The 19,744-nt window shown below is 43.6% G+C and carries 21 protein-coding genes and 1 pseudogene; 5 read left to right on the top strand and 17 right to left on the bottom strand.

Translation table 11 applies throughout. The features are described from left to right. Positions 1 to 7: 7 nt before the first annotated feature. From trmB to ACTHS4_RS01745, 3 genes are all read right to left on the bottom strand, one after another. Entirely contained in the window at positions 8 to 724 is a 717-nt protein-coding gene (trmB, locus tag ACTHS4_RS01755; protein WP_440365433.1) for a tRNA (guanosine(46)-N7)-methyltransferase TrmB, read from the bottom strand. A gap of 137 nt (positions 725 to 861) precedes the next feature. After that, positions 862 to 1,518: a response regulator gene (locus ACTHS4_RS01750; protein ID WP_003680203.1), complete on the bottom strand. Its 657-nt coding sequence runs from the start codon at positions 1,516 to 1,518 to the stop codon at positions 862 to 864. Then, positions 1,515 to 3,275 carry a histidine kinase gene (locus ACTHS4_RS01745; protein ID WP_070826270.1) on the bottom strand — a complete coding sequence of 587 codons (1,761 nt, stop codon included), beginning with the start codon at positions 3,273 to 3,275 and terminating at the stop codon, positions 1,515 to 1,517. Before ACTHS4_RS01745 ends, ACTHS4_RS01750 begins: the two co-directional genes overlap by 4 nt. 258 nt (positions 3,276 to 3,533) lie before the next feature. On the opposite strand from ACTHS4_RS01745, the gene mobA reads away from it, so the two are divergent. Next, entirely contained in the window at positions 3,534 to 4,115 is a 582-nt protein-coding gene (mobA, locus tag ACTHS4_RS01740; RefSeq protein WP_070826271.1) for a molybdenum cofactor guanylyltransferase MobA, read from the top strand. A 124-nt stretch (positions 4,116 to 4,239) separates the two neighbouring features. Here the strand turns inward: mobA and ACTHS4_RS01735 are convergent, their stop codons facing one another. The 4 genes from ACTHS4_RS01735 to ACTHS4_RS01720 form a co-directional block, all read right to left on the bottom strand. After that, the gene (locus ACTHS4_RS01735; protein ID WP_070826272.1) at positions 4,240 to 5,079 is read right to left on the bottom strand and encodes an NAD-dependent epimerase/dehydratase family protein; all 840 of its coding nucleotides are present in this window, start codon (positions 5,077 to 5,079) and stop codon (positions 4,240 to 4,242) included. Positions 5,080 to 5,120: 41 nt separating this feature from the next. Then, positions 5,121 to 5,603: a DUF2269 family protein gene (locus ACTHS4_RS01730; RefSeq protein WP_070826273.1), complete on the bottom strand. Its 483-nt coding sequence runs from the start codon at positions 5,601 to 5,603 to the stop codon at positions 5,121 to 5,123. Further along, positions 5,600 to 5,989, bottom strand: a complete 390-nt coding sequence (locus tag ACTHS4_RS01725; protein WP_070826274.1) for a DoxX-like family protein — start codon at positions 5,987 to 5,989, stop codon at positions 5,600 to 5,602. The genes ACTHS4_RS01730 and ACTHS4_RS01725 overlap by 4 nt, the downstream gene beginning before the upstream one ends. 262 nt (positions 5,990 to 6,251) lie before the next feature. Further along, positions 6,252 to 6,770: a GbsR/MarR family transcriptional regulator gene (locus ACTHS4_RS01720; RefSeq protein WP_440365432.1), complete on the bottom strand. Its 519-nt coding sequence runs from the start codon at positions 6,768 to 6,770 to the stop codon at positions 6,252 to 6,254. A 243-nt stretch (positions 6,771 to 7,013) separates the two neighbouring features. Between ACTHS4_RS01720 and ygiD the strand changes: the two genes are divergently transcribed. After that, complete coding sequence (ygiD, locus tag ACTHS4_RS01715) at positions 7,014 to 7,799, top strand: 4,5-DOPA dioxygenase extradiol (protein ID WP_371460215.1); 786 nt, start codon at positions 7,014 to 7,016, stop codon at positions 7,797 to 7,799. Between the two features lie 277 nt (positions 7,800 to 8,076). Here ygiD and ACTHS4_RS01710 read toward each other — a convergent pair whose 3' ends face one another. From ACTHS4_RS01710 to ACTHS4_RS01680, 7 genes are all read right to left on the bottom strand, one after another. Further along, positions 8,077 to 8,379 carry a TrbM/KikA/MpfK family conjugal transfer protein gene (locus tag ACTHS4_RS01710; RefSeq protein ID WP_371460214.1) on the bottom strand — a complete coding sequence of 101 codons (303 nt, stop codon included), beginning with the start codon at positions 8,377 to 8,379 and terminating at the stop codon, positions 8,077 to 8,079. A 56-nt stretch (positions 8,380 to 8,435) separates the two neighbouring features. Then, the gene (locus ACTHS4_RS01705; protein WP_070826279.1) at positions 8,436 to 8,963 is read right to left on the bottom strand and encodes a DUF4189 domain-containing protein; all 528 of its coding nucleotides are present in this window, start codon (positions 8,961 to 8,963) and stop codon (positions 8,436 to 8,438) included. Positions 8,964 to 9,021: 58 nt separating this feature from the next. Further along, the gene (locus ACTHS4_RS01700; RefSeq protein ID WP_283122293.1) at positions 9,022 to 9,531 is read right to left on the bottom strand and encodes a hypothetical protein; all 510 of its coding nucleotides are present in this window, start codon (positions 9,529 to 9,531) and stop codon (positions 9,022 to 9,024) included. Positions 9,532 to 9,639: 108 nt separating this feature from the next. Further along, on the bottom strand, positions 9,640 to 9,942 hold the full coding sequence (locus ACTHS4_RS01695) for a TrbM/KikA/MpfK family conjugal transfer protein (protein WP_084824581.1): 303 nt from the start codon (positions 9,940 to 9,942) through the stop codon (positions 9,640 to 9,642). A gap of 74 nt (positions 9,943 to 10,016) precedes the next feature. Next, the gene (locus tag ACTHS4_RS01690; RefSeq protein ID WP_070826280.1) at positions 10,017 to 10,544 is read right to left on the bottom strand and encodes a DUF4189 domain-containing protein; all 528 of its coding nucleotides are present in this window, start codon (positions 10,542 to 10,544) and stop codon (positions 10,017 to 10,019) included. A 58-nt stretch (positions 10,545 to 10,602) separates the two neighbouring features. After that, positions 10,603 to 11,727 carry a type IV secretion system protein gene (locus ACTHS4_RS01685; protein WP_371460212.1) on the bottom strand — a complete coding sequence of 375 codons (1,125 nt, stop codon included), beginning with the start codon at positions 11,725 to 11,727 and terminating at the stop codon, positions 10,603 to 10,605. Positions 11,728 to 11,773: 46 nt separating this feature from the next. After that, complete coding sequence (locus ACTHS4_RS01680) at positions 11,774 to 12,289, bottom strand: hypothetical protein (protein WP_440365431.1); 516 nt, start codon at positions 12,287 to 12,289, stop codon at positions 11,774 to 11,776. Between the two features lie 19 nt (positions 12,290 to 12,308). On the opposite strand from ACTHS4_RS01680, the gene ACTHS4_RS01675 reads away from it, so the two are divergent. Beyond that, entirely contained in the window at positions 12,309 to 13,283 is a 975-nt protein-coding gene (locus ACTHS4_RS01675) for an oxidoreductase (RefSeq protein WP_440365430.1), read from the top strand. A gap of 264 nt (positions 13,284 to 13,547) precedes the next feature. On the opposite strand, the gene ACTHS4_RS01670 is transcribed toward ACTHS4_RS01675, so the two are convergent. Continuing rightward, positions 13,548 to 14,180, bottom strand: coding sequence for a histidine phosphatase family protein (locus tag ACTHS4_RS01670; protein ID WP_440365429.1), 633 nt, complete (start codon positions 14,178 to 14,180; stop codon positions 13,548 to 13,550). Positions 14,181 to 14,271: 91 nt separating this feature from the next. Then, complete coding sequence (locus ACTHS4_RS01665) at positions 14,272 to 16,215, bottom strand: PEP/pyruvate-binding domain-containing protein (protein WP_440365428.1); 1,944 nt, start codon at positions 16,213 to 16,215, stop codon at positions 14,272 to 14,274. A gap of 491 nt (positions 16,216 to 16,706) precedes the next feature. On the opposite strand from ACTHS4_RS01665, the gene ACTHS4_RS01660 reads away from it, so the two are divergent. Both ACTHS4_RS01660 and ACTHS4_RS01655 read left to right on the top strand, forming a co-directional pair. Then, on the top strand, positions 16,707 to 17,366 hold the full coding sequence (locus tag ACTHS4_RS01660; RefSeq protein WP_283115586.1) for a hypothetical protein: 660 nt from the start codon (positions 16,707 to 16,709) through the stop codon (positions 17,364 to 17,366). Then, positions 17,363 to 18,673 (top strand): lipase family protein, encoded by a 1,311-nt coding sequence (locus tag ACTHS4_RS01655; protein ID WP_070825628.1) that lies wholly within the window; start codon positions 17,363 to 17,365, stop codon positions 18,671 to 18,673. Before ACTHS4_RS01660 ends, ACTHS4_RS01655 begins: the two co-directional genes overlap by 4 nt. Positions 18,674 to 19,467: 794 nt before the next feature. Here the strand turns inward: ACTHS4_RS01655 and ACTHS4_RS01650 are convergent. Continuing rightward, positions 19,468 to 19,744, bottom strand: a pseudogene (locus tag ACTHS4_RS01650) (L-aspartate oxidase); the annotation flags it as partial.

Genomic DNA, 19,744 nt, shown 5'->3' with positions numbered 1-19,744 from the left:
TTTGGCTTTATTTCTTACGGAACACCAAGTCCCAAACGCCATGACCCAATCGTTTTCCTCGGGCTTCAAATTTGGTTTCAGGACGATAATCAGGCGTAGGGGCGTAATCGGCAGCCGTGTTTTGCAAAGAGTCGAAACTGCTCAAAACCTCCAGCATTTGCACGGCGTATTCTTCCCAGTCGGTCGCCATATGGATATAGCCGCCGCTTTTGAGTTTGGGCAGCAGCTTTTCAACAAACGGCACTTGTACCAAGCGGCGTTTATTGTGGCGTTTTTTGTGCCAAGGGTCAGGGAAGAAAATATGAATACCGTCTAAAGAACCGTCTTCCAGCATCTTTTCCACTACTTCCACCGCATCATGACGCATTACGCGGATATTGGAAATGTGTTCTTCCTCAATCAGCTTCAAGATATTGCCGACGCCCGGGCCGTGAACATCAATCGCTAAAAAGTCGGTATCAGGCAGACGTTTGGCGATTTCCACTGTCGCGACGCCCATACCGAAACCGATTTCCAAAACTTTAGGATTATCCCGGCCAAATGCGCGGTTCAAATCCAAAGGAGCTTCTTGGAAGTCCACACCGAATTGCGGCCACATCGTATCGATGGCGCGCTGTTGGGCTGCGGTCATATGGCCTTGGCGCAAGACGAAACTGCGGATGCTGCGTTTGTGTTCTTCAGGAACGGTATTTTCGGGTGTATTTTCTGGAATGTTTTCGGACATGTTGTTTTAAATCAGTGAGAAATCAAATAAAAAGGCCGTCTGAAAGAATCAGACAACCCTGCATATAAATCGGCGTGATTATAGCGAATAAACGCTCTTCCTGAAACCTTTTAAAAAGAAGGTTTCAGACGGCCTGATTAAGACAATACCGGTTGAGGTACTTTGTGTTGCACCGCATAAACCGCAGCTTGAACGCGGCTGCTTAGGTTTAACTTGCGCAACAGGTTTTGTACATGCACTTTGACGGTTGACTCTGCCAGATTCAAATGGCGGGCAATGATTTTGTTGCTGTGTCCTGCGGCAAGATAGCCCAAGATTTCCATCTCGCGCGGGGTCAGTTGCTCCAGCAGATGGTCTGAGCGGGAAGGAGATGGAGAAATCAGCGATTGCACCAAGCGGCTGGTCATTTCTGGAGAAAAGACGTTGTCGCCATCGACAGCTTTGCGGATGCTTTCCAACAGGAAGTCGGCATTGATGTTTTTCAGCAAAAAGCCTTTTGCACCCATACGCATACACTCGGTCAAATCGTCGCTGTCTTCAGAAACAGTCAGCATGATGACGGTCAGCTGCGGATTGATACTTAAAATTTGGGCCAATGCTTCGCGGCCGTTCATGACCGGCATATCCAAGTCCAGCAAGACCACATCAGGCTTGAGCTGCTCAACCATTTTTACGCCGGCCAGGCCGTCTGAAGCTTCGCCGACGACTTCAAAATCAGGTTGGCGCGAAAGCAAGGCCTTGATACCGCTGCGAAATAGGGTGTGGTCGTCAATAAGGGTAATTTTAATCGTCATGATGCTGTTCTCATTTGTTGTGGCAAAGTCAGCATAACCGCCGTACCTTGCCCAATCTGTGATGTAATGGCCAATTCTGCGTTAATCCGTTGGGCCCGTTCCTGCATAATGCCCAAGCCGACATGTTCGCCTGAAGGCCGGTTTGATAGGTGTTCTTTATTAAAGCCTGCGCCGTCGTCACGAATCGTCATGACAAAATCGCCGTGGTTGGCAATTTCGACGCTGACATGTTGCGCACGCGCGTGTTTTCGGATATTGGACAGACTTTCCTGCAAGATGAAGATGATCTGCAAATGCTCATCATAATTCAAAGCCTGCCCGTCGTCCTGCCATTTTAAATCAACTGGAATACCGGTTTGTCGTTCAAAACGCGCCAGCAGCGATTCTACCGCTTCAGGAAAATCTTTATTACTGATTTTGGTGCGGAAATTCATCAGAAGCTCGCGGACGTCTTCATAGCATTCCTGCACGCCGTCTTTAATGAAGCTGATGTTTTCTTCAGCCTGCTCGCGTTGGTTTGAAGCAAACGCGCTTTCCAACATTTGCACCTGCAAATTCAAAAAGGTCAGGGCTTGTGCAATGCTGTCATGCAAACCTTGTGCAATCAAGTTACGCTCCTGCAAGACTGCAAGCAGGCGGCGCTCTTGTTCCATGCGGTTGTTGGCGATGGAAATGCCCAGCTGTCCGCTTAAAGTATGCAGCAGTTTTTCATCTTGCTCATCAGGCATATGGCCGTCTGAAAAATATAGGGTTAGTACGCCAAGCTGTTCATCTTGATAAACGATCGGAAATTCTACACGATTTCCTTCTTCGGTTTCACCGACGCTTGCCGCCAAATCAGAACGTTTCCGCTCCTCATCGGAAAGATATACCGTACCTCCTAAGGCTGAAAACGCCGGCAGAATCTGAGTTAAAAATTCTTCTGCCGCCTGTTGGGGCGTAAAAGTTTGGTGCAGATTGCGCGTGGTTTGGTAGAGCAGGGTTAAATCACGGTTTTGCCGCGCCAAGTCTTGGGTTTGTTTGGCAACTTGTCCTTCCAAGTCTGTATAAAGCGTATGCAGACGGCGGCTCATTTGGTTAAAACCCTTGCTGACTTGGGCGAATTCACGAATTTGGTCTGTATCGATTTGTACCCCGAAACGACCTTCGCTGATGGTTTCTACTCCGTCGCGCAATTTTTCCAGCGGCCGGATGATCCACGAATAATGCCAAACAATCATCAAGCCTGCAGCCACTAAAATCATCAACATCATCGCCATTTGAAAACGGCGCAGCCATAAAGTATTTTGCTCGTTGGCATTTTCCATCGCCTGTAAAAACAGCTCGATGTTGCCGGCAAAACGGTACAGGCCGATTTGGGTCGGACGCTCGTAATGTTGCAAAGAAGGCTTGATGTTGGATTCCCAATCAATCAACAGCATCGATTGGATCAAATCGTAAGCCAGCGGCATTTGTGACGGAATCAGCGGATGAATGGCATCGCTTTGAGTTACACTGGCCAGCGTACGCTCAAATTCTTTGATTTGGTTATCAATTTGCGCATTGGGTGTACGGACGCTTGCCATATAAGCCAAACGATACACCTGCATTTTCAAACTGCCCGCATCTTCAATCGTTTTGGCCGCGCTTTCCAAACGCCAAGAAAGCAGCAGGGTAAAGACAATCGACAAAAATGCCGAACTGACCCATAAAAAAGTCAGCAGTTTTAAACGCGAAGACAGGCTCAAGCCGTCTGAAGATCCGGAGAATAAACGCATAAAGCACGCAGGAAAACTAATCCGATAATCTTATAAAAATATCATTCTTTCGGCTTATAAACAACCTGTCTAAAATAATTGTGTGGTTATGATAAGAAAAAACAGGGGTTTAATGTAAAATCATGTTATGATAAAATTCATCTCAAGTGAATTTAATCATAAAATCAGGTTTCAGACGGCCTGAAACCTTGAAACTTACCCAATAAACACAACATCTTGAACCACACTCCATACTCTGCTTCGCAAAGGACTACCAAAATGAAAATTTTCGCACTGATATTGGCCGGCGGGCAGGGAAGCCGGATGGGAGGTGTCGATAAGGGGTTGGTGCAATGGCACAACAAAGCCTTGATAGATCATGTTATCGAAAAAATCCGCCCCCAAGTCAGCCACATCGCCATCAGTGCCAACCGCAACCTTGAATCTTACGCCCAACGCAGCGCGCACATTTTCTCTGATGCGCGCCAATGGCAGCATTACGGCCCTTTAGCCGCCTTGTGTACTGCCGCCAACGATTTACAAATAGCCACTGCCGACTGGCTGCTTATCGTATCCTGCGATATGCCGCGTTTGCCGGAAAACTTGGTTTCCCAGTTTGAAACCATCGCGCGGCGCACGCCATTGTGCAATGCGTTTTATGTAGAGACCCCTGCCAGACCGCATTACAGCGTGATGTTTATCCGGCCGCAAATCCTGCAAAGTACTGTGCCATACCTTTATTCAGGAATGCGCAGCATCCGCGGCTGGCTGCAACAACAGCGCGCGCGGGTTGTCCATTTCCCTCATGAGCAGGATTTTATCAGCTACAACACGGAAAATGATTTGGCCCAGCCTTTGTAGTTGGGTAGGTAGAAGCAATAAGCTTCTGATGAACTGAATTGTTTTGCAATAAAGTATTTTATAAAAGCTTTAGGCCGTCTGAACAACAGACGGCCTTTGTTTTGTCATTTTAAAGTTAAATGAATTATAGGCAACCGGCAAAGTTTTCTGCAGCCAATGGTTCCCTACCTAGCAAAGCTGCAAAATCAGAATAGTCGGCGCATGAGCCTTGCTGGAGCAGGGCAAAGCTGTCGCGGCTGATGATGCCGTTGCTGAAGATATTTACCAACGGTAGCGCAGGGTTAATCAGACGCAGGGGAACGGGTAGGATACGTTGCGGCGATTTATGGAGCAGGGTTTGGCGGAGGATGATCAGGTATTCCGCCAAAGTCAGGGCTTGTCTGCCGGTCATATTGATGGCGCTATGGTCGGTGTCGGTTTGGACGGCAAGTTTCGCCAAACCTTCTGCAACATCGGCAAGATGTACGGGCTGCAAATGAAAGCGACCGGCTTCCGGTAGAGGAAGTAAAGGGAGGCGGGCTAGTTTGATGAACAGTTCGCAGCTGGTTCCTCCTCGACCGTAAACAACGGATGGTCTGGCTATGGCAATCGGTATGCCGCTTTGAACAATGGCATCATCGCCACGCCCTTTGCTGCCAACAAAGTTGATGGACTGAGATGGATTGGCACCCAGTGCGGATAGTTGCACCCAGCGTTTAATGCCTGCTGCTTTTGCCCATGAGGCGAGCTGTTTGGGCGTGTGGTGGTGTACGGTTTCGAGTATTTCGGCATGACGGCTCATAATTCCAATGCAGTTGATGAGGACGTCTTGCCCTTCCAATAAACGGCGTGCGGCGGTTTCGTCGGGATGAAGAAAATCGAAGGCGCGGCGGTCGGGCGTGCAAACTTGGTGACCTTGTTCTTTGAGGATTTGAACGGTACGGCTGCCAATAAAGCCGCTGCCTCCGAAAATGATGATGTTCATATGCTTTTCTTTATATTGTTAATAAGGCCGTCTGAAAACCTTTAAACCGGTTTCATCACCATCAGGAAGTAAATCACGATAGTGGCGCAAAAGGCAGGATAGCCGAGTAATTCCCAGCGTCTAGCATAACGCCAGTAGGGCTCCGGAATGGTGTCTGCGTTTTCTTTGTGCGCTTTTTCGGCAATTTTTGCCATGCGGATTTGCAGCCAGACAACAGGTAGCCAGCAAATGCCTGAAAAGATATATAAAGCCAGCGTCATCCATATCCAATTTTGTTCCAGCATGGTGGCAACAGTGTAGCCGCGTTCGTACAGCATCCATAAGCCGGATAAGGGTTGGAAAATGACGGCGGGGGTTGTAAACCACCAATCTGCTTTGATGACCCAATGCGAGACGACCGACTGCGCGGCAACCGAGCCGCTGCGGTTTGCCCAAAAGAGGTAAAACGCTGTACCAAAACCGGTGCCGACCATTAAGGTAGCCGAGATGATGTGCAGGGTTTTAACAATTAAATAAGTGTTCATTTTTTATCTCCTACGGATTGATACAGGAAAAATAAAGTAGCCATAATCGGCAGGTTTTTTACCAAAGGCGCAAATGGATGCGCCCACATTTCAGGCAGCCTGAAGGCGATAATCAGGCTGTATGCCGCGACGGTTATCAATTGCAGCAGCCATACTGAGGAATGGGAGCGAAGGCGGCTGAAGCATAAAAAAGCAAAACCAATGTCCAGCAGAGAAGCGGCGATTAATGTAGGCCATTGCAACGGATTGGGAATACCGACTGAATGCAGCAAATCCAATGACATTTCAGGCATGAAAAACAGAGGTTGGGTACCACTCCACAGCCATAGCAGCCCCATCGAGTAAGACAGGTAGGCGGGTAGGGTGTGCGTAGTGTTGTCGGACATGCTGGTTTCCTATTTTGTTTTGGTTTAAATATATAATTAGTCTGTAATTTCTATAATTTCTGTTAAAAGAGAAATTATAGGGCAAAAAATTTTAAATAGGCTCCGGGATTGTTTCTTTAGGAGGGAAATCCATATCCAGTGATTCAAAATCTACCAAAGAATATCAAGCTTCAGATAAATATGCCCATGCAAGGCTGCCATGAGCATGTTTCCATATCCTAAATAGCATTGGCTATGTTTATTGAGAACAAGTCCATTGCCATCAACGGAAAAATTTTTGTATTCCGGTGCCTATTTTTAAAATTTTCACCATGGTTGAAGTGGAAAGCTTCAGCATTTCATTTGCCCACACGGTCAGCGTACTAATGAAATCATGGGTTTGTTGGATTCGCTGCTTGGCAGTTTCATTTTCCTGACTAAATTCAGGGCTGTCGATCAGGCTTTGCAAAAATTGCCGTGTCGGTTCTATTTCGCGCTGCATACGCACTTCTGCAATGGTACGGAACAAAGTCCAGACATCATCCGAAGTTTCAAAATGATCGCGCCTATCGCCCAAGATATGCACGGTATGTACCAATCTCAGGTTTTGCAACTCTTTAATACTGTTGCTGACATTGGAGCGTGCTACGCCGAGTGTTTCGGTGATTTCTTCGGCGTTCATTGGTCTGCCTAAGATGTAGAGCAGGGCATGGATTTGCGCAACGGTACGGTTGACGCCCCATTTGGTACCCATTTCACCCCAATGGAGGATAAATTTTTCAGTGGTCGGATTTAGTTTCATAGTGATGGTATTCTATTTTTATCTTTTATTTCTGTCAATACAGAAATAAAGAAATTTTAGCGTATGAAGTAAAAATGTTCAGACGGTCTTTTGAATCACCCCTTCTTCTATATGTTCTCTCAACATCTCTAGACCTTATCAGTCATGGTTTCTTATGAGGAAAAGATGTTATTCATAAACCGGTATTTTTTGAATAAAAATTTATCCGTACAATCTGCTGTATCCGATAACGAGGAGTAAACCATGAAAAAAATGCCTGTATTGTTTGTTGGGCATGGCAGCCCGATGAATGCGGTAGATAAAGAAAACCCGTTCAATCAGAATTTCAGCCTAATTACGCAAAAGTTTGCCAAACCAAAAGCTATTTTGATGATTTCAGCGCATTGGTACAGTAGCCGTTTACAGGTAACATCAGGTGAACACCCTGAAATGATTTACGATTTCTACGGTTTCCCTGATGAACTCAGTCAAGTGCAATATCCTGCGCCCGGTTCGCCTGAGTTGGCGGAGCAAGTGCGGTCATTATTACAGCCGGAAAATGTCGAGCTGAACCCAACGCGTGGTTTTGATCATGGGGCATGGGCGGTGTTGAAATTTCTCTATCCCGATGCCGATATTCCCGTGGTACAACTTAGCCTTAACCGTTTGCAATCGGCGGAATGGCATTTCAACTTGGCGAAAAAATTATCTGCCTTGCGAGAACAAGGCGTGCTGATTATCGGCAGCGGCAATATTGTGCATAATCTTAGGGCGTTAAGTTGGGAACATATTGACCAAATCGGTGCGGGTTATGACTGGGCGTTTGCTTTTCGTGAAACGGTCAATCAGGCAATTGCGACTCAGGATGATGAAACCTTGGTGCATTATGAGCAACTAGGCGAAAAAGCCGAGCTTTCCGTGCCAACGCCAGATCATTACTTGTCCTTGCTGTACATCATGGCATTACGCGAACTGCAAGATGAGGTTACGTTTTTCAACGATAAGCTGATTACAGGCTCGCTCAGTATGACCTCGGTTTTGGTGGGGTAAAAAGGGAAAAATCTGAACAAAATGAACCATTCTTTATTTGTTCGAGCCACTTTGCAGATGGTGTCAAGTTGTTTCAGACGGCATTTATGTCTATATAAAAGCTACAACCTATATCGGAAAAGATGAGATTAAGCCTGTAAGTTTTAATATAAACAATTTGGATAGAAAAAGTGGTTGGATTTTGAGGGCGATTTGAAAAGGCTTTGCAAATTGGCGGCTCTTTGTAAAAGAAAGGGTTATCTGAATTCTAGACGGCCTTTTCTTTAATGAGCAAAAATTACTTGATGATTGAATTAATAAAATCATCAAAACCAGAACGATCCTGAGCAGGGCATTTTTTTAGGAAATTGCGTCGTGCGGTAATCGTATCGTGTCCATGTTTATGCTTGATAGAGTGGAACTTTTTCAAAGCAGATTGACATTCAGATGGTTGAGATGCCGGATTGACCAAGCACATAAGCGCTTCGCAAGCCAAACGCTCGTCACCCCCCATCTGCGGAGGATTGAGGGGATTGGCAGCCATAGCGGTAACTGAAGAAAAGCCCATTACCAAGGCAGTAATTGTTGAAATGAATTTCATAATTTACTCTGTTATTTAATGAAATTTGAAAGGGAAGTGATTAAAATTGCAGATATTTAGTATCTAGGCAATGAGCACGCCTCCTGAGTAGTAATTCTGCACTGTGTTATTCCTGAGACTGCATGACATTGATTCAATGCATTAGCTTCAGCTCGTCCAAGGTCATCTACACCATAGAAAGTTTTCCATTTGCCTTTATGCCTACCCTGTGCGACAGCAAGACAGCCGTTTCTAACCCATACTGCAATTTTGCATGGGGCATTCCTACCTCCTTGTTCGCAGGTTTTAATAGCTTGTTTTTTGGCTGCCTCAAGAGAATCCATATCAAGTGCACCACCAGATAGACCTGTCTTCATATTGATAGCTAGTGCCAAATATTTTGAAGGAACATCGATGTTAACAATTTTCGTCTGAGCAGAACCGTTATTGGAAGATTGTGGTTTTCCAACATTATATAAAATCTGCCGACCTGAACTATCAATGATACGACAGGTTCCTGTCGCTGGCTGGTACTCTCCACCACAGCCATTGGCATAGACATTAAGGCTTGTTAGCCCAAATAATACAAAAAGTAATTTTCTCATTTTAAGAGTCCAATCTTTATATTTTTATTTAATCTTTTGTAAGTCTCAATCTAGAGAACTAGGATGGTGTATTTCCTTTACTAGGCTGGTTAGTCAGTTTTATGGCATCGGTGGTTGTACTCCCTGTCTGACCACCACCAGTTGTCCAGATTGGTTGCTGAAAACTATTTGATTGAGGGTTATTGGAGATCTCAGCTCTATTCTGTACATTATAACTAGCATGCTGCTGTTGATTATTCATCCCTGGCGGAGTAGCAGGTTGACCCGTTCCCCAACCCTGCATTGCATTGTATCCAGAGTATGTAGCCATCATGCCATTAAACCAGGCACCTGCCATAGGCGGTACGGTAATCAATAGGGTAGAGAGCATCAGACCCAAGCCCAGCTGTTGGGTAACTGTCTGCATAATACCGCCGACGTTTCCGCCGGTCAGTGCCGAAGCAATATTGGATACTGCATCGGTAATGGCGATATTGCCTACTAGATCCATAGAGATTTCCGCCATGACGCCAAGCATCACGCTGGAAAAGATGGTTGCCAGTCCATAGTATAGCCATTTTTGAAACAGGGGTGCTGTTTTTTTGAACAGAAGGCATAAAATAAAGATGGGGGAGAAACCGACTATTTACAAAAGGCCGTCTGAATATCAGACGGCCTTTTCTTTAATGAGCAAAAATTACTTGATGATTGAATCAATAAAATCATCAAAACCAGAACGATCCTGAGCAGGGCATTTTTTTAGGAAATTGCGTCGTGCGGTAATCGTATCATGTCCATGTTTATGCTTGATAGAGTGGAACTTTCTTAAAGCAGATTGGCACTCAGATGGTTGAGATGCCGGATTGACCAAGCACATAAGCGCTTCGCAAGCCAAACGCTCGTCCCCCCCCATTTTCGGAGGATTGAGGGGATTGGCAGCCATAGCGGTAACTGAAGAAAAGCCCATTACCAAGGCAGTAATTGTTGAAATGAATTTCATAATTTACTCTACTATATAAATGATAAATGAAATTTTAAGGTGAGATATCTGAAATTTTAGATTGATTATATCTCTTAAAAATGAGGTAGAGCACAACCTTCAGAAGTAGTAATTCTACACTGTGTCACGCCAGTTGCTTTATTACATTGATTTAATGCATTAGTTTCGCTACGTCCAGGGTCATCTACACCATAGAAGGTTTTCCATTTACCTTTATACTTACCCTGTGCAACTGCAAGACAGCCATTTCTTACCCATTTTGCAACTATACATGGGGCGTTTTTCCCACCTTGTTCACAGGTTTTAATAGCTAGTTTTTTGGCTGCTTCAAGTGAATCCATATCCATTGCACCAGCTGAAACACCAGTTTTCAGATTAATAGCCCATGCCAAATATTTTGAAGGAATATCAATATTAATAACTTTTGTCTGAGCGGAACTGTTATTGGAAGATTGGGGTTTCCCAACATTATACAAAATCTGCCGACCTGAACTGTCAATAATCCGACAAGTACCTGTTGCAGGTTGGTATTCTCCACCACAACCATTAGCATAGATATTTAAGCTTGTCAGCCCTAATAATATAAAAAGCAATTTTTTCATCTTAAGAGTCCAATTTATATATTTTCTTTAATCTTTTTTAACGTGCAATATAGAAATACTAGGATGGAGTATTTTCTTTACCAGACAGGTTTGTTAGTTTCATTGTATCAGTAGTTGTAGCTCCTGTTTGACTACCACCTGTTGTCCATGAGACATTATGATTACTATTATTTACATTATTGGTAGGGCTTTCAATTCTGTTCTGTGCTGCATAATTAACCTGTTGTTGATTATTCATTCCAGGTGGAGTAGCAGGTTGACCCGTTCCCCAACCCTGCATTGCATTGTATCCAGAGTATGTAGCCATCATGCCGTTAAACCAGGCACCTGCCATAGGCGGTACGGTGATCAGCAAGGTAGAAAGCATCAGACCCAAGCCCAGCTGTTGGGTAACTGTCTGCATAATACCGCCGACGTTTCCACCGATCAGTGCCGAAGCAATATTGGATACTGCATCGGTAATGGCGATATTGCCTACTAGATCCATAGAGATTTCCGCCATGACGCCAAGCATCACGCTGGAAAAGATCGTTGCCAGTCCATAGTATAGCCATTTTTGAAACAGGGGTGCTGTTTTTTTGAACAGAAGGCATAAAATAAAGATGGGCGCAAAGCCGATAAAGAGAGCCATGGCGATGCGGAACATGATTAGCATGGTACCCGCTACGATGGCAGGCCCTGCGGTACCGACGCCGACAAACCATCTTGCCTGTGTCACTTTCCCTTCGAGATATTCGCTGTCGGCGGTATCGATACCGTCAAGTATGCCCATCATGCTTTGGGTTGCCGTCAGGTTTTGGTCTATTCGGCAGCCAATGATGGATTTACTGTCTTGTGTCAGACACTTACTGCCGACATCGCTGTCGCCGGTCATGATTTGTGAAATGCCGTCTGAAAGAGTATCGGTCAGAACCCGTACGCTGAAATCGCCGCCGGCCGCCACACCCAGTGCAACGGCTACAATGAGGTAGGTCTTGCCGAGACCGTACACAAAGCCTTTCAGTCCTTCCTGGCTTCTGCCGGTTGCAATCAGATAACCTTGAATCATTATCCATAAAGTCAATAAGGCAACGATAATGGTAAAAACAAGCGTTAGGTTTTTAGACAATACATGTTCAGTAAAGAAGCTTATTCGTGCATAGATATAGTCACGAATACTGGAATAAAGGAGAAGATCCATCATGATGATGTTTTCCTGTTAAATAGTTTGGGTAAAAATAACATTAAAATTAGCGGAGTTTATAGCCAGTGCTGATGGCTCTTTTTTCTTTTGCTTCATCGTGGAATTTTTTTACCTTACTTTGTAAAACGAGCGAAGCTGACGCTTTGGTCAGGTTGCTGTGGTTCGAGCCTGAGAGCTGGTCTTTGGTCAGATTTACCCTTGCCCATTTGTATTGATCAAGCATTTGGTCGATAGAGTTTATTGCCGATTGGTAATTTTTTAGTTTGATTTCCAACTGCTGCAATTTCGCAATGACTTCAGCTTCGGCAGAGGCTGCCGTATTACTTTGTCCTTGAGCATTGGAATTTTGTTTTTTAATCGAAGTCTTATTTATTTCTGAAAAGGTTTCATTAATTTTTGTTTCCATCTCTCTTAAAAGTGAGAATTTTTTTTCTTCAAGAGTTACTGTACTAATACATAAACTTTTTGATGTTTGGTTAGCAATTCTATTACAGCGATCCTTACGGTTTTGGAACATTTTTTTAATTGCGTTCTCTTCTTTTTTATCGAGTAGTTTTTTCACTTCCGACCGGGGGCTTGAGATGCTGAAAAAATGGGCGAAAGCCGGCATGCAAAACGACACCTTGCTCATTATGCAAATCAACCATGCGGGCAAGCAGTCGCCTGCGGTGGTCAATAAAACACCGCTTGCGCCGAGCGCCGTGCCGTTAGTGGGTATGGACGGCTTTATCAACCCGCCGCGCGAATTGACTGCCGATGAAATCAACGGGCTGATTCAGCATTTCGTACAAACCGCGAAAATTGCCGAACAAGCAGGCTTTTCAGGCGTACAAATTCACGCCGCGCACGGCTATCTCATCAGCCAATTTCTCTCGCCGCACCACAACCGCCGCCAAGACCAATGGGGCGGCAGTTTGGAAAACCGTATGCGCTTCCTTTTGGAAACCTACACCGCCATCCGCGCCGCCGTGGGTAAAGATTTCTTAGTGGGTGTAAAACTCAATTCGGCAGATTTCCAAAAAGGCGGATTTGACGAAAGCGAATCGGTGCAGGTGGTACAAAAACTGTCAGAAATGGGCATTGATTTTATTGAAGTTTCCGGTGGCAACTACGAAAGCCCGCAAATGCTAGCCGCCAAAGACAGCACCCGCAAACGCGAAGCCTTCTTCATCGATTACGCCGAAAAAGCCCGTGCAGTCAGCCAAGCTCCGCTGATTATCACCGGCGGTTTTCGTTCACAAAGCGCAATGGAAGATGCCTTATCTAGCGGCCATTTGGATTTGGTCGGCGTCGCCCGTCCGTTTGCCTTAGTGCCTGATTTAGCAAATAAAATGCAAAACGGCACTTACCAAATCGTGCAAACCGACCGCATCAAAACTGGCGTAGCATTTGTTGATAAAAAAGCAGGTGCAATGTTGGAAATGAACTGGTATATGACACAAATGGACTTAATCGGACAAGGCAAACAGCCCAATCCTAAATTGTCGGCGTGGAAAGTATTGCTGAAAACTTTGTGGGAAAACGGCAAAGCCGGTTTAAATACTGGCAGATCTTGATAGGGTAAGCAGGGATTTGAAGGAGGATTAAATTTTAAAATTTAACCGTATTTAAAAGTATGAATATAAATAAGTTGATACTAAAAAACCGTTTGAATCTTTAAGTTTAAACGGTTTTTTAGAATTTACGGTAGAGACATTAATACAGAAAAGACCTTGTTTTAGTTGAGATTTAAAATAAAAAATAATGAGTAGATTTAAAACAAGCGTATTGGGGCTTGAGCTAACAGTGTGTCGATGTGTGAATTAGGTAATAGATTGTGATCATTGTAAATGAGCCACATCGTTAAGTTGCTCAATATGAAAACCGCTTTCACTATCGTATTTCACAATACTGATCGAAGTATTTAACAATGACACGGATTTACCCTCATCACGATGGTTTTCCCAAGTCGCTCCGCCTAGTAAGGATAATAAAAGCCGCAAGGTATGGCCATGTGATACCACTAAAATATTGGCTCTCGATTGATGTACTTTAATGATATCGCAAAGGGCGTCCATTGCACGTACTGCTAATTGTTCAAAGGTTTCGCCACCATTGCTTAATGCTTTATAAGCTGCCGGGTCATTGGTCAGTTGTTTGAATTCGGTTAGCTTCCGCAAGTCAGCGATCTGCATACCTTCCCAACTTCCAAAAAATTGCTCATTTAGTCCACAGTGTTGAAAAAGAGGGATGGGACGCTGGCCGATAATATGGCCAGCCGTATCAATGGCACGTTGTAAAATGCTGGAATAAGCAGCGGTAAATTCTACTTGTTGTAGCGCCGCCCCGGTTTTCTGAGCTCCTGTAATTCCTTGTTCGGTCAGTGGTGAATTGCCTGATCCCTGCAAAAGCTCTTGTTCGTTCCATTGGGTACGGCCATGGCGAATAAAATAAAAAGTGAGCTGTTTTGACATCATAGTTCCTTGGAGAACGGGAAGTATAGGGTATAACTAACTCATAATGCAAAGGCCGTCTGAAACGATAATTTCAGATGGCCTTTTTACTTTAACGTGTGCCGTTTAGATACGGTCGTGCCTGGAGGATAACAAGCTTACGATTGTCAAACGCCCATTCAATGTCCTGCTCACCATTAGCAAATAGCTGTTTGATTTGTTGGCCGGTTTGGTCAAGGCGACGTATTTGTCCTTGATTCATTACATTGCCACTGGTTACAGGCACCTCTCGTACTCCACCGTTTTTATCCAGTTGCAATGCTGTGGTTTCATTAGAGGAGCTGAGACGTTGTACAGAATCATTGCGACGGTTATAGACTACCTGTTCGGCTACCCGTTTACCTTCAACGACACGAATACCCAACCCGCGTTTGGCGGCAATGTAGGAGCTGTTTTTCTGAGCAATATCATAAGGATTGATGGTAACCAACACGCCGGAGAGATCTGCATTGATGCTTTGTTGCACAAAGACACTCATTTTCACGCTATCGTGAGGCAAACCGGCAATACGGCGGGCTTCGTATGCGCTGTAATTGAAAACGGAAGCCCAAGATTGCTTCACTGCTTCGGCCAACGCGTTTTCATCGGTAACATTTGGCACGGTGGTGTATAGCCCTGCGCCGCTGAAATTGGGCAAGTCTTCGGAATTAGAGGAGCTGCGGACAAACACGCCTTTGCTGTTTAATTGATTGCGCCATTGTTCAGCCCATCTGTGTTTCCATTCTGACGGGATTTCGGCATCGGTAATTTTTTTCTGCAGTGTGAGTAAAGCAGTGCGTCGCTTGCGGTTGTCTCCATCACTTTGTGTTTCGATTTGGGCCAGTGTTGTTGCATTAATACCCAGCCTATCCATCATGGCTTGATAATAGGCAAACGGAATGCAGAATCCGTCAGGTACATTACTACCTTTAATATGGGCGCGGATATGACCGAGGTTGGCAGCCTTACTGCCGCAGTAACGGCTGTCATCACGGCGCAGGTTTGACAAAGCCCTAAGGCCATAATCGGAAACATCAGGTTGGGGCAGGGTAAGGCCGTCTGAAAAGCTTTTACTGGTAGTGTTCCAGTTGGTTTGGACAATTCGGTATTGCTTAGCAGTCGCTTCAAATTCGATACGACGGCCAATATATGGGGCTAGGATTTTTTCTGCGTCTTTAAGGTAAATATTGGGAATCCCCCAGCCGCGTGCCAATACATTCACATGCGATAGTGCAGTAGATGGTTTCTCGCTGATAATCCCTGCCACAGGTGGCAGCTCTAGGGGAACCTCTTTCAAAATAATAATATCGTCGGCGCCGACATTATAAAGATCATCTCCTTTGGTAATAACGCGTAATGTGCCTATCGCTTTACCTTGGTTTAGAGGCAGGTAGGGGAAATTCTTAATCAAACTTTCTTGGGTAATAAAAGGAACTTCACTTTGTTCGGCAACGGTTTCCTGCCATAAAGAATTGGTTTTATAACGCAACGGATCATAGAAACTGTCTTTCAGACGGCCTGCTGCCAATCTCAACAATTCAGGCGTGATTTTGTCTCCTTCCCAAAACTCATAAACATATTCCTGAGTACTATTCTGCCAACTGATAGTACCAAACAGATAACGCCGGTTAGGACTACGGTATTGTTGATTTAATTCAGTTTTTGACAGCATGGGTTTCAAGATAGTAGCCAGATAATGCTCATGCAGCCGAAATTTAGGAGTATTGATGTAGTCGGTACGGCCGTCGTCTTCACGATCGATGAGGAAAAGGATATGAGGAATTTCATATTCACTACCTTGATCATAGATACGCGAAAGTAAGTTAAAATCGGCCTGGCTTTTGATTGCAGATAACGCAGGAATTTGTGTTTTAACTGGAGTGGCTGCAGGTTGACGCTTTTCAGACTCGTAATAAGAAGGCTTACGCGCCGTTGGTGCAGCCGTGTCGGCTGTCTCAGCCTCAGGACGGCACGCTGAAAGTAAAAGCAATATTGGGAGGCAAAAAGTAGGTTTCATGATGTTATCGGTTATCCAAATCAGATGAAAAGAAATATACCTATTGTAAAAATCTAAATCAAACTGTTTGTTGCCTGGATAAATCAGTTTTATCATCTGATATTAAATAGGCCGTCTGAAACGTAATTTCAGACGGCCTTTTAGATTGTCAACATTCATAAAATATTTATGGACCTGAATACTTTAAAACAAGTTATTGAAATTTAGAAGAAAGAAGAAATAGAAAAAAACGATGAGTAGGATAAGGTAAAGTAGAGTTTCCAATATTTCTTAAATATTACCATTCAGACTACATTTTTCCCGTTAATCACTATCTATTTACCATCAGCATCATCTCAGTTAAGATGTCTGAATATTGTTATAAACCACAATTTAGAGTAACGTGTAAATACGTTGAAGCATCAGACAATAAACGAACATGAATGTATCCTGATCAAGTTATCTTAAAGTAATATTTAATTTGCTCATGATATTGAATAAGGACTTTACTGATGAAACCTTTTATCCTGCTGCTATCTGCAGCTTTATTGTCAACTTTTAGCCTAAATGCTTGTACGGAGAGAAATAATATGAGTGTCCAACAACAAACAGAAGCACGTTTCAAATTGAACCCCGAGCCGAAACAACCATACAGGATCAAGGTTAAGATTAATAATGCACCAGGGCCGATGAAACCTATAAACGATATGTATATTGGTTATGCAGCAAGAAATTGTTCTTATACCATTAGTCGGTTGGCAGGTGCGACGGCATCTCCTGAAAAAAATATTCCAATCAAAATGAATTTGGTCGGACATGATGAATACGAAGTACTCTTCTATGCTGATGCTGTACTGGATGAGGATTATTTCGGAGAAGGTGTCTGCCAATGGAAGCCTGAAAATTTTGGAGCTTCATTTAAGGCGACAGGTAAAAAGGAAGAAACTGAATTCAATATCAGCGATGTAATGGGAAATCTTGAAAAAGAAAAAACACTGACCAAATATTATTGGAAGCGAGGGTATCCGTATCATAAAAATGAAGACGGTTTACCAGATGAAAGAATAGCCCCTGATTTTGGGGAGAATACTTTGAAAGGTTATGGACCGGGACCTCATAATGACAATGATTTTTTTAGTATTACCGTTACTTTAGAGGAAATTAAACCATGAGCCAACTAAGCAAACAACAACATGCCGACCTTGCCCAAGATTCCTATGAAAACCGTGTAGTTACCCCTCCTAATAAAACCTTACTTATTGGTGGAAATCATTATAGAGTCCTAGCTATCCACAAAAATCCGACAACAGACTACCAAGGTGTAGTTTATCAAGATGTCCGTACCAATGAGATTGTTGTCGCCCATAGGGGGACGTCATCTCTGATGGATGCCAAAGTTGATCTGAAAATGGTTATACATAAGGCCAATATCCAGGCAGAAGATGCAGTAAAACTGACTAGGATAGCGCTAAAAGCAGCTAAGGAATTTCACGATGATCACCCTGAGTATAACACCCCTAGAATCACACAAGTTGGTCATTCCTTAGGTGGAACGTTAGCTCAAATTCAATCTTATCGTTTCAAGCAGGAGGGCGTTACCTTTAACGCCTATGGTGCAGCAGCTTTAAATGGGATTCCTAAAGGGGGGGATAAAGTAATCAATTATGCCTTGGCCTCAGATGTCGTATCTGCTGCAGGTCCACATTACGGCAAAATGGTCATTCTAGCTCAGAATCACGAACTGATGGGTATGTGGGCTGCTGGCTACAATACAAGTATCAATACATTTGCATCGCAAGCTACTCCAGCGGCACTTATTAATTGGTGGTCTCATTCTATCAGCAATTTTACAGGTCCTAAGTCTATACTTTTGGAGCGCAATTATAGGCCAGCTTTAGAGTTAGCTGAACGCAATAAAAAAATGATTGATGATTATCGTGGCGATGTCAGCTTTATTCGAAGCGGTATTTATAAAACTAACAAAAGTCTGAATGAATCACAAGAAATGTACCGGAAAATCCGGGAAAAAATTGACAGAGATCCGAACCTGATGTCTTGGAATGATAAGGAAGAGCAGTACAATTTTATGCAGACAGTTGCTTCATTTAACCCACAATCTCTTCCACCTGAGGCACAAAAACTTTTTGATTCTGTCAAAGGGCATATGATCGCTTACCATGAGAAAAACGGTTTGCCTATTGATAAAGAAAAATTCCAAAATTCCGTAATGGCTCTTACTGCTTTAGGGACATCACAAGGAATGACTAATGCCACTCTGTTCAGTGTGCAAAGAGATCAATATCTAATTGGTGAACTCAACCCCCATCTAAATCGTGTTGGAATGCATATAAATGAATCTGCCTCTATACCAGCAGTAGAAAGTTTGAATCAAATTCAACAAGCTACACGGCAATTTGAATATGATGAACAACAAAGACAGATAGCGCAAACCCAGACACGAGGTATGAACTTGTCGTAAAAGAAATGGACGCCAAGGCGCGGTTCGGTAACGAACTTGGACTATGATGCCACTATTTTAAAATTGGCAAATGCCTTGGGTGGAATAGAAGATGTCAGTTAAAAATTTGTTCAAAATTCGTTAGGGGACATCGGCAGCATGAAAAAAGGAATACAACCGTCGTAAAACTAGTCGTTATAATGAGAATTTAGTGTGCATCAACAGAGAAAAAGTCATCTGATAAATTTCAGGTGGCTTTTTTATTCTTGGATTCTATACGTGATTGTACTACTGAGCGAAACAGAATTTAGCAGGCTAAAATACTAGCATTATAAATTTAACATAATATAAATTATGTAGTTTTCCTCTATACCTAACAATCGCCATTGTTTATTCCTGTTTGTTAACTATTAGTTAATTTTAAAAGATTCCGTATAGTACTCCAATTTTTAGTATAAAATCAATAGGTTTTGATAGAAATTTGGCTGTTTAATTTTAATTTCACTGTGAACCTATCATTAATAGTAGCCTGAAGAAATAGATTAGGGCAAAGATAGTGAATTGTGCTAACTTTGTTTGAACTTATGCAAAACTGTTCAGATGGTCTTATTTCATTAATCCTATCTTTTTTTCTCTCTACAAAATGCAAAAGACCATTGTTGATTAGTTATTATCACTTATAACTACTGTCAATCCCTGCATTTTAGTTTCCACAGTTTCTCCTACTTTCTTTCAATCTTTCCTTAATCATGTGTGAACCTTTGCTTTTTCAGTCAATGACATTATTTATTGGAGAAAAGTTTTCACTATCAACCTTAACAATCACTATTAAAATGCGCGCCAATATTTTGCCGTCTAACGTATGCGGCTTGGGCGACAGCGAAGCTGCATTCGAGTAGGTTGCGGTTTTCGTATTCAGACGCGGTGTGCGGTTCGGCTTGGCTTTGCTTCCAAAACCGCAGTTGGGCGATGGCACGGCGCAGGTCGGTATCGTTGCGGAGGATGCCCAGATGGTGTTGGTTGAACGCTTGTAGGGTGGGGCGGCTGAATACGTTTTGGAGGCCGTCTGAAAAGATGTCTGTTTCGGCGGAG

Source organism: Neisseria sp. P0014.S009 (assembly GCF_051958155.1).
GTDB lineage: Bacteria > Pseudomonadota > Gammaproteobacteria > Burkholderiales > Neisseriaceae > Neisseria > Neisseria flavescens_C.
The sequence above is the reverse complement of the archived record's forward strand: the minus strand, read 5'-3'. Positions and strand labels throughout refer to the sequence as shown.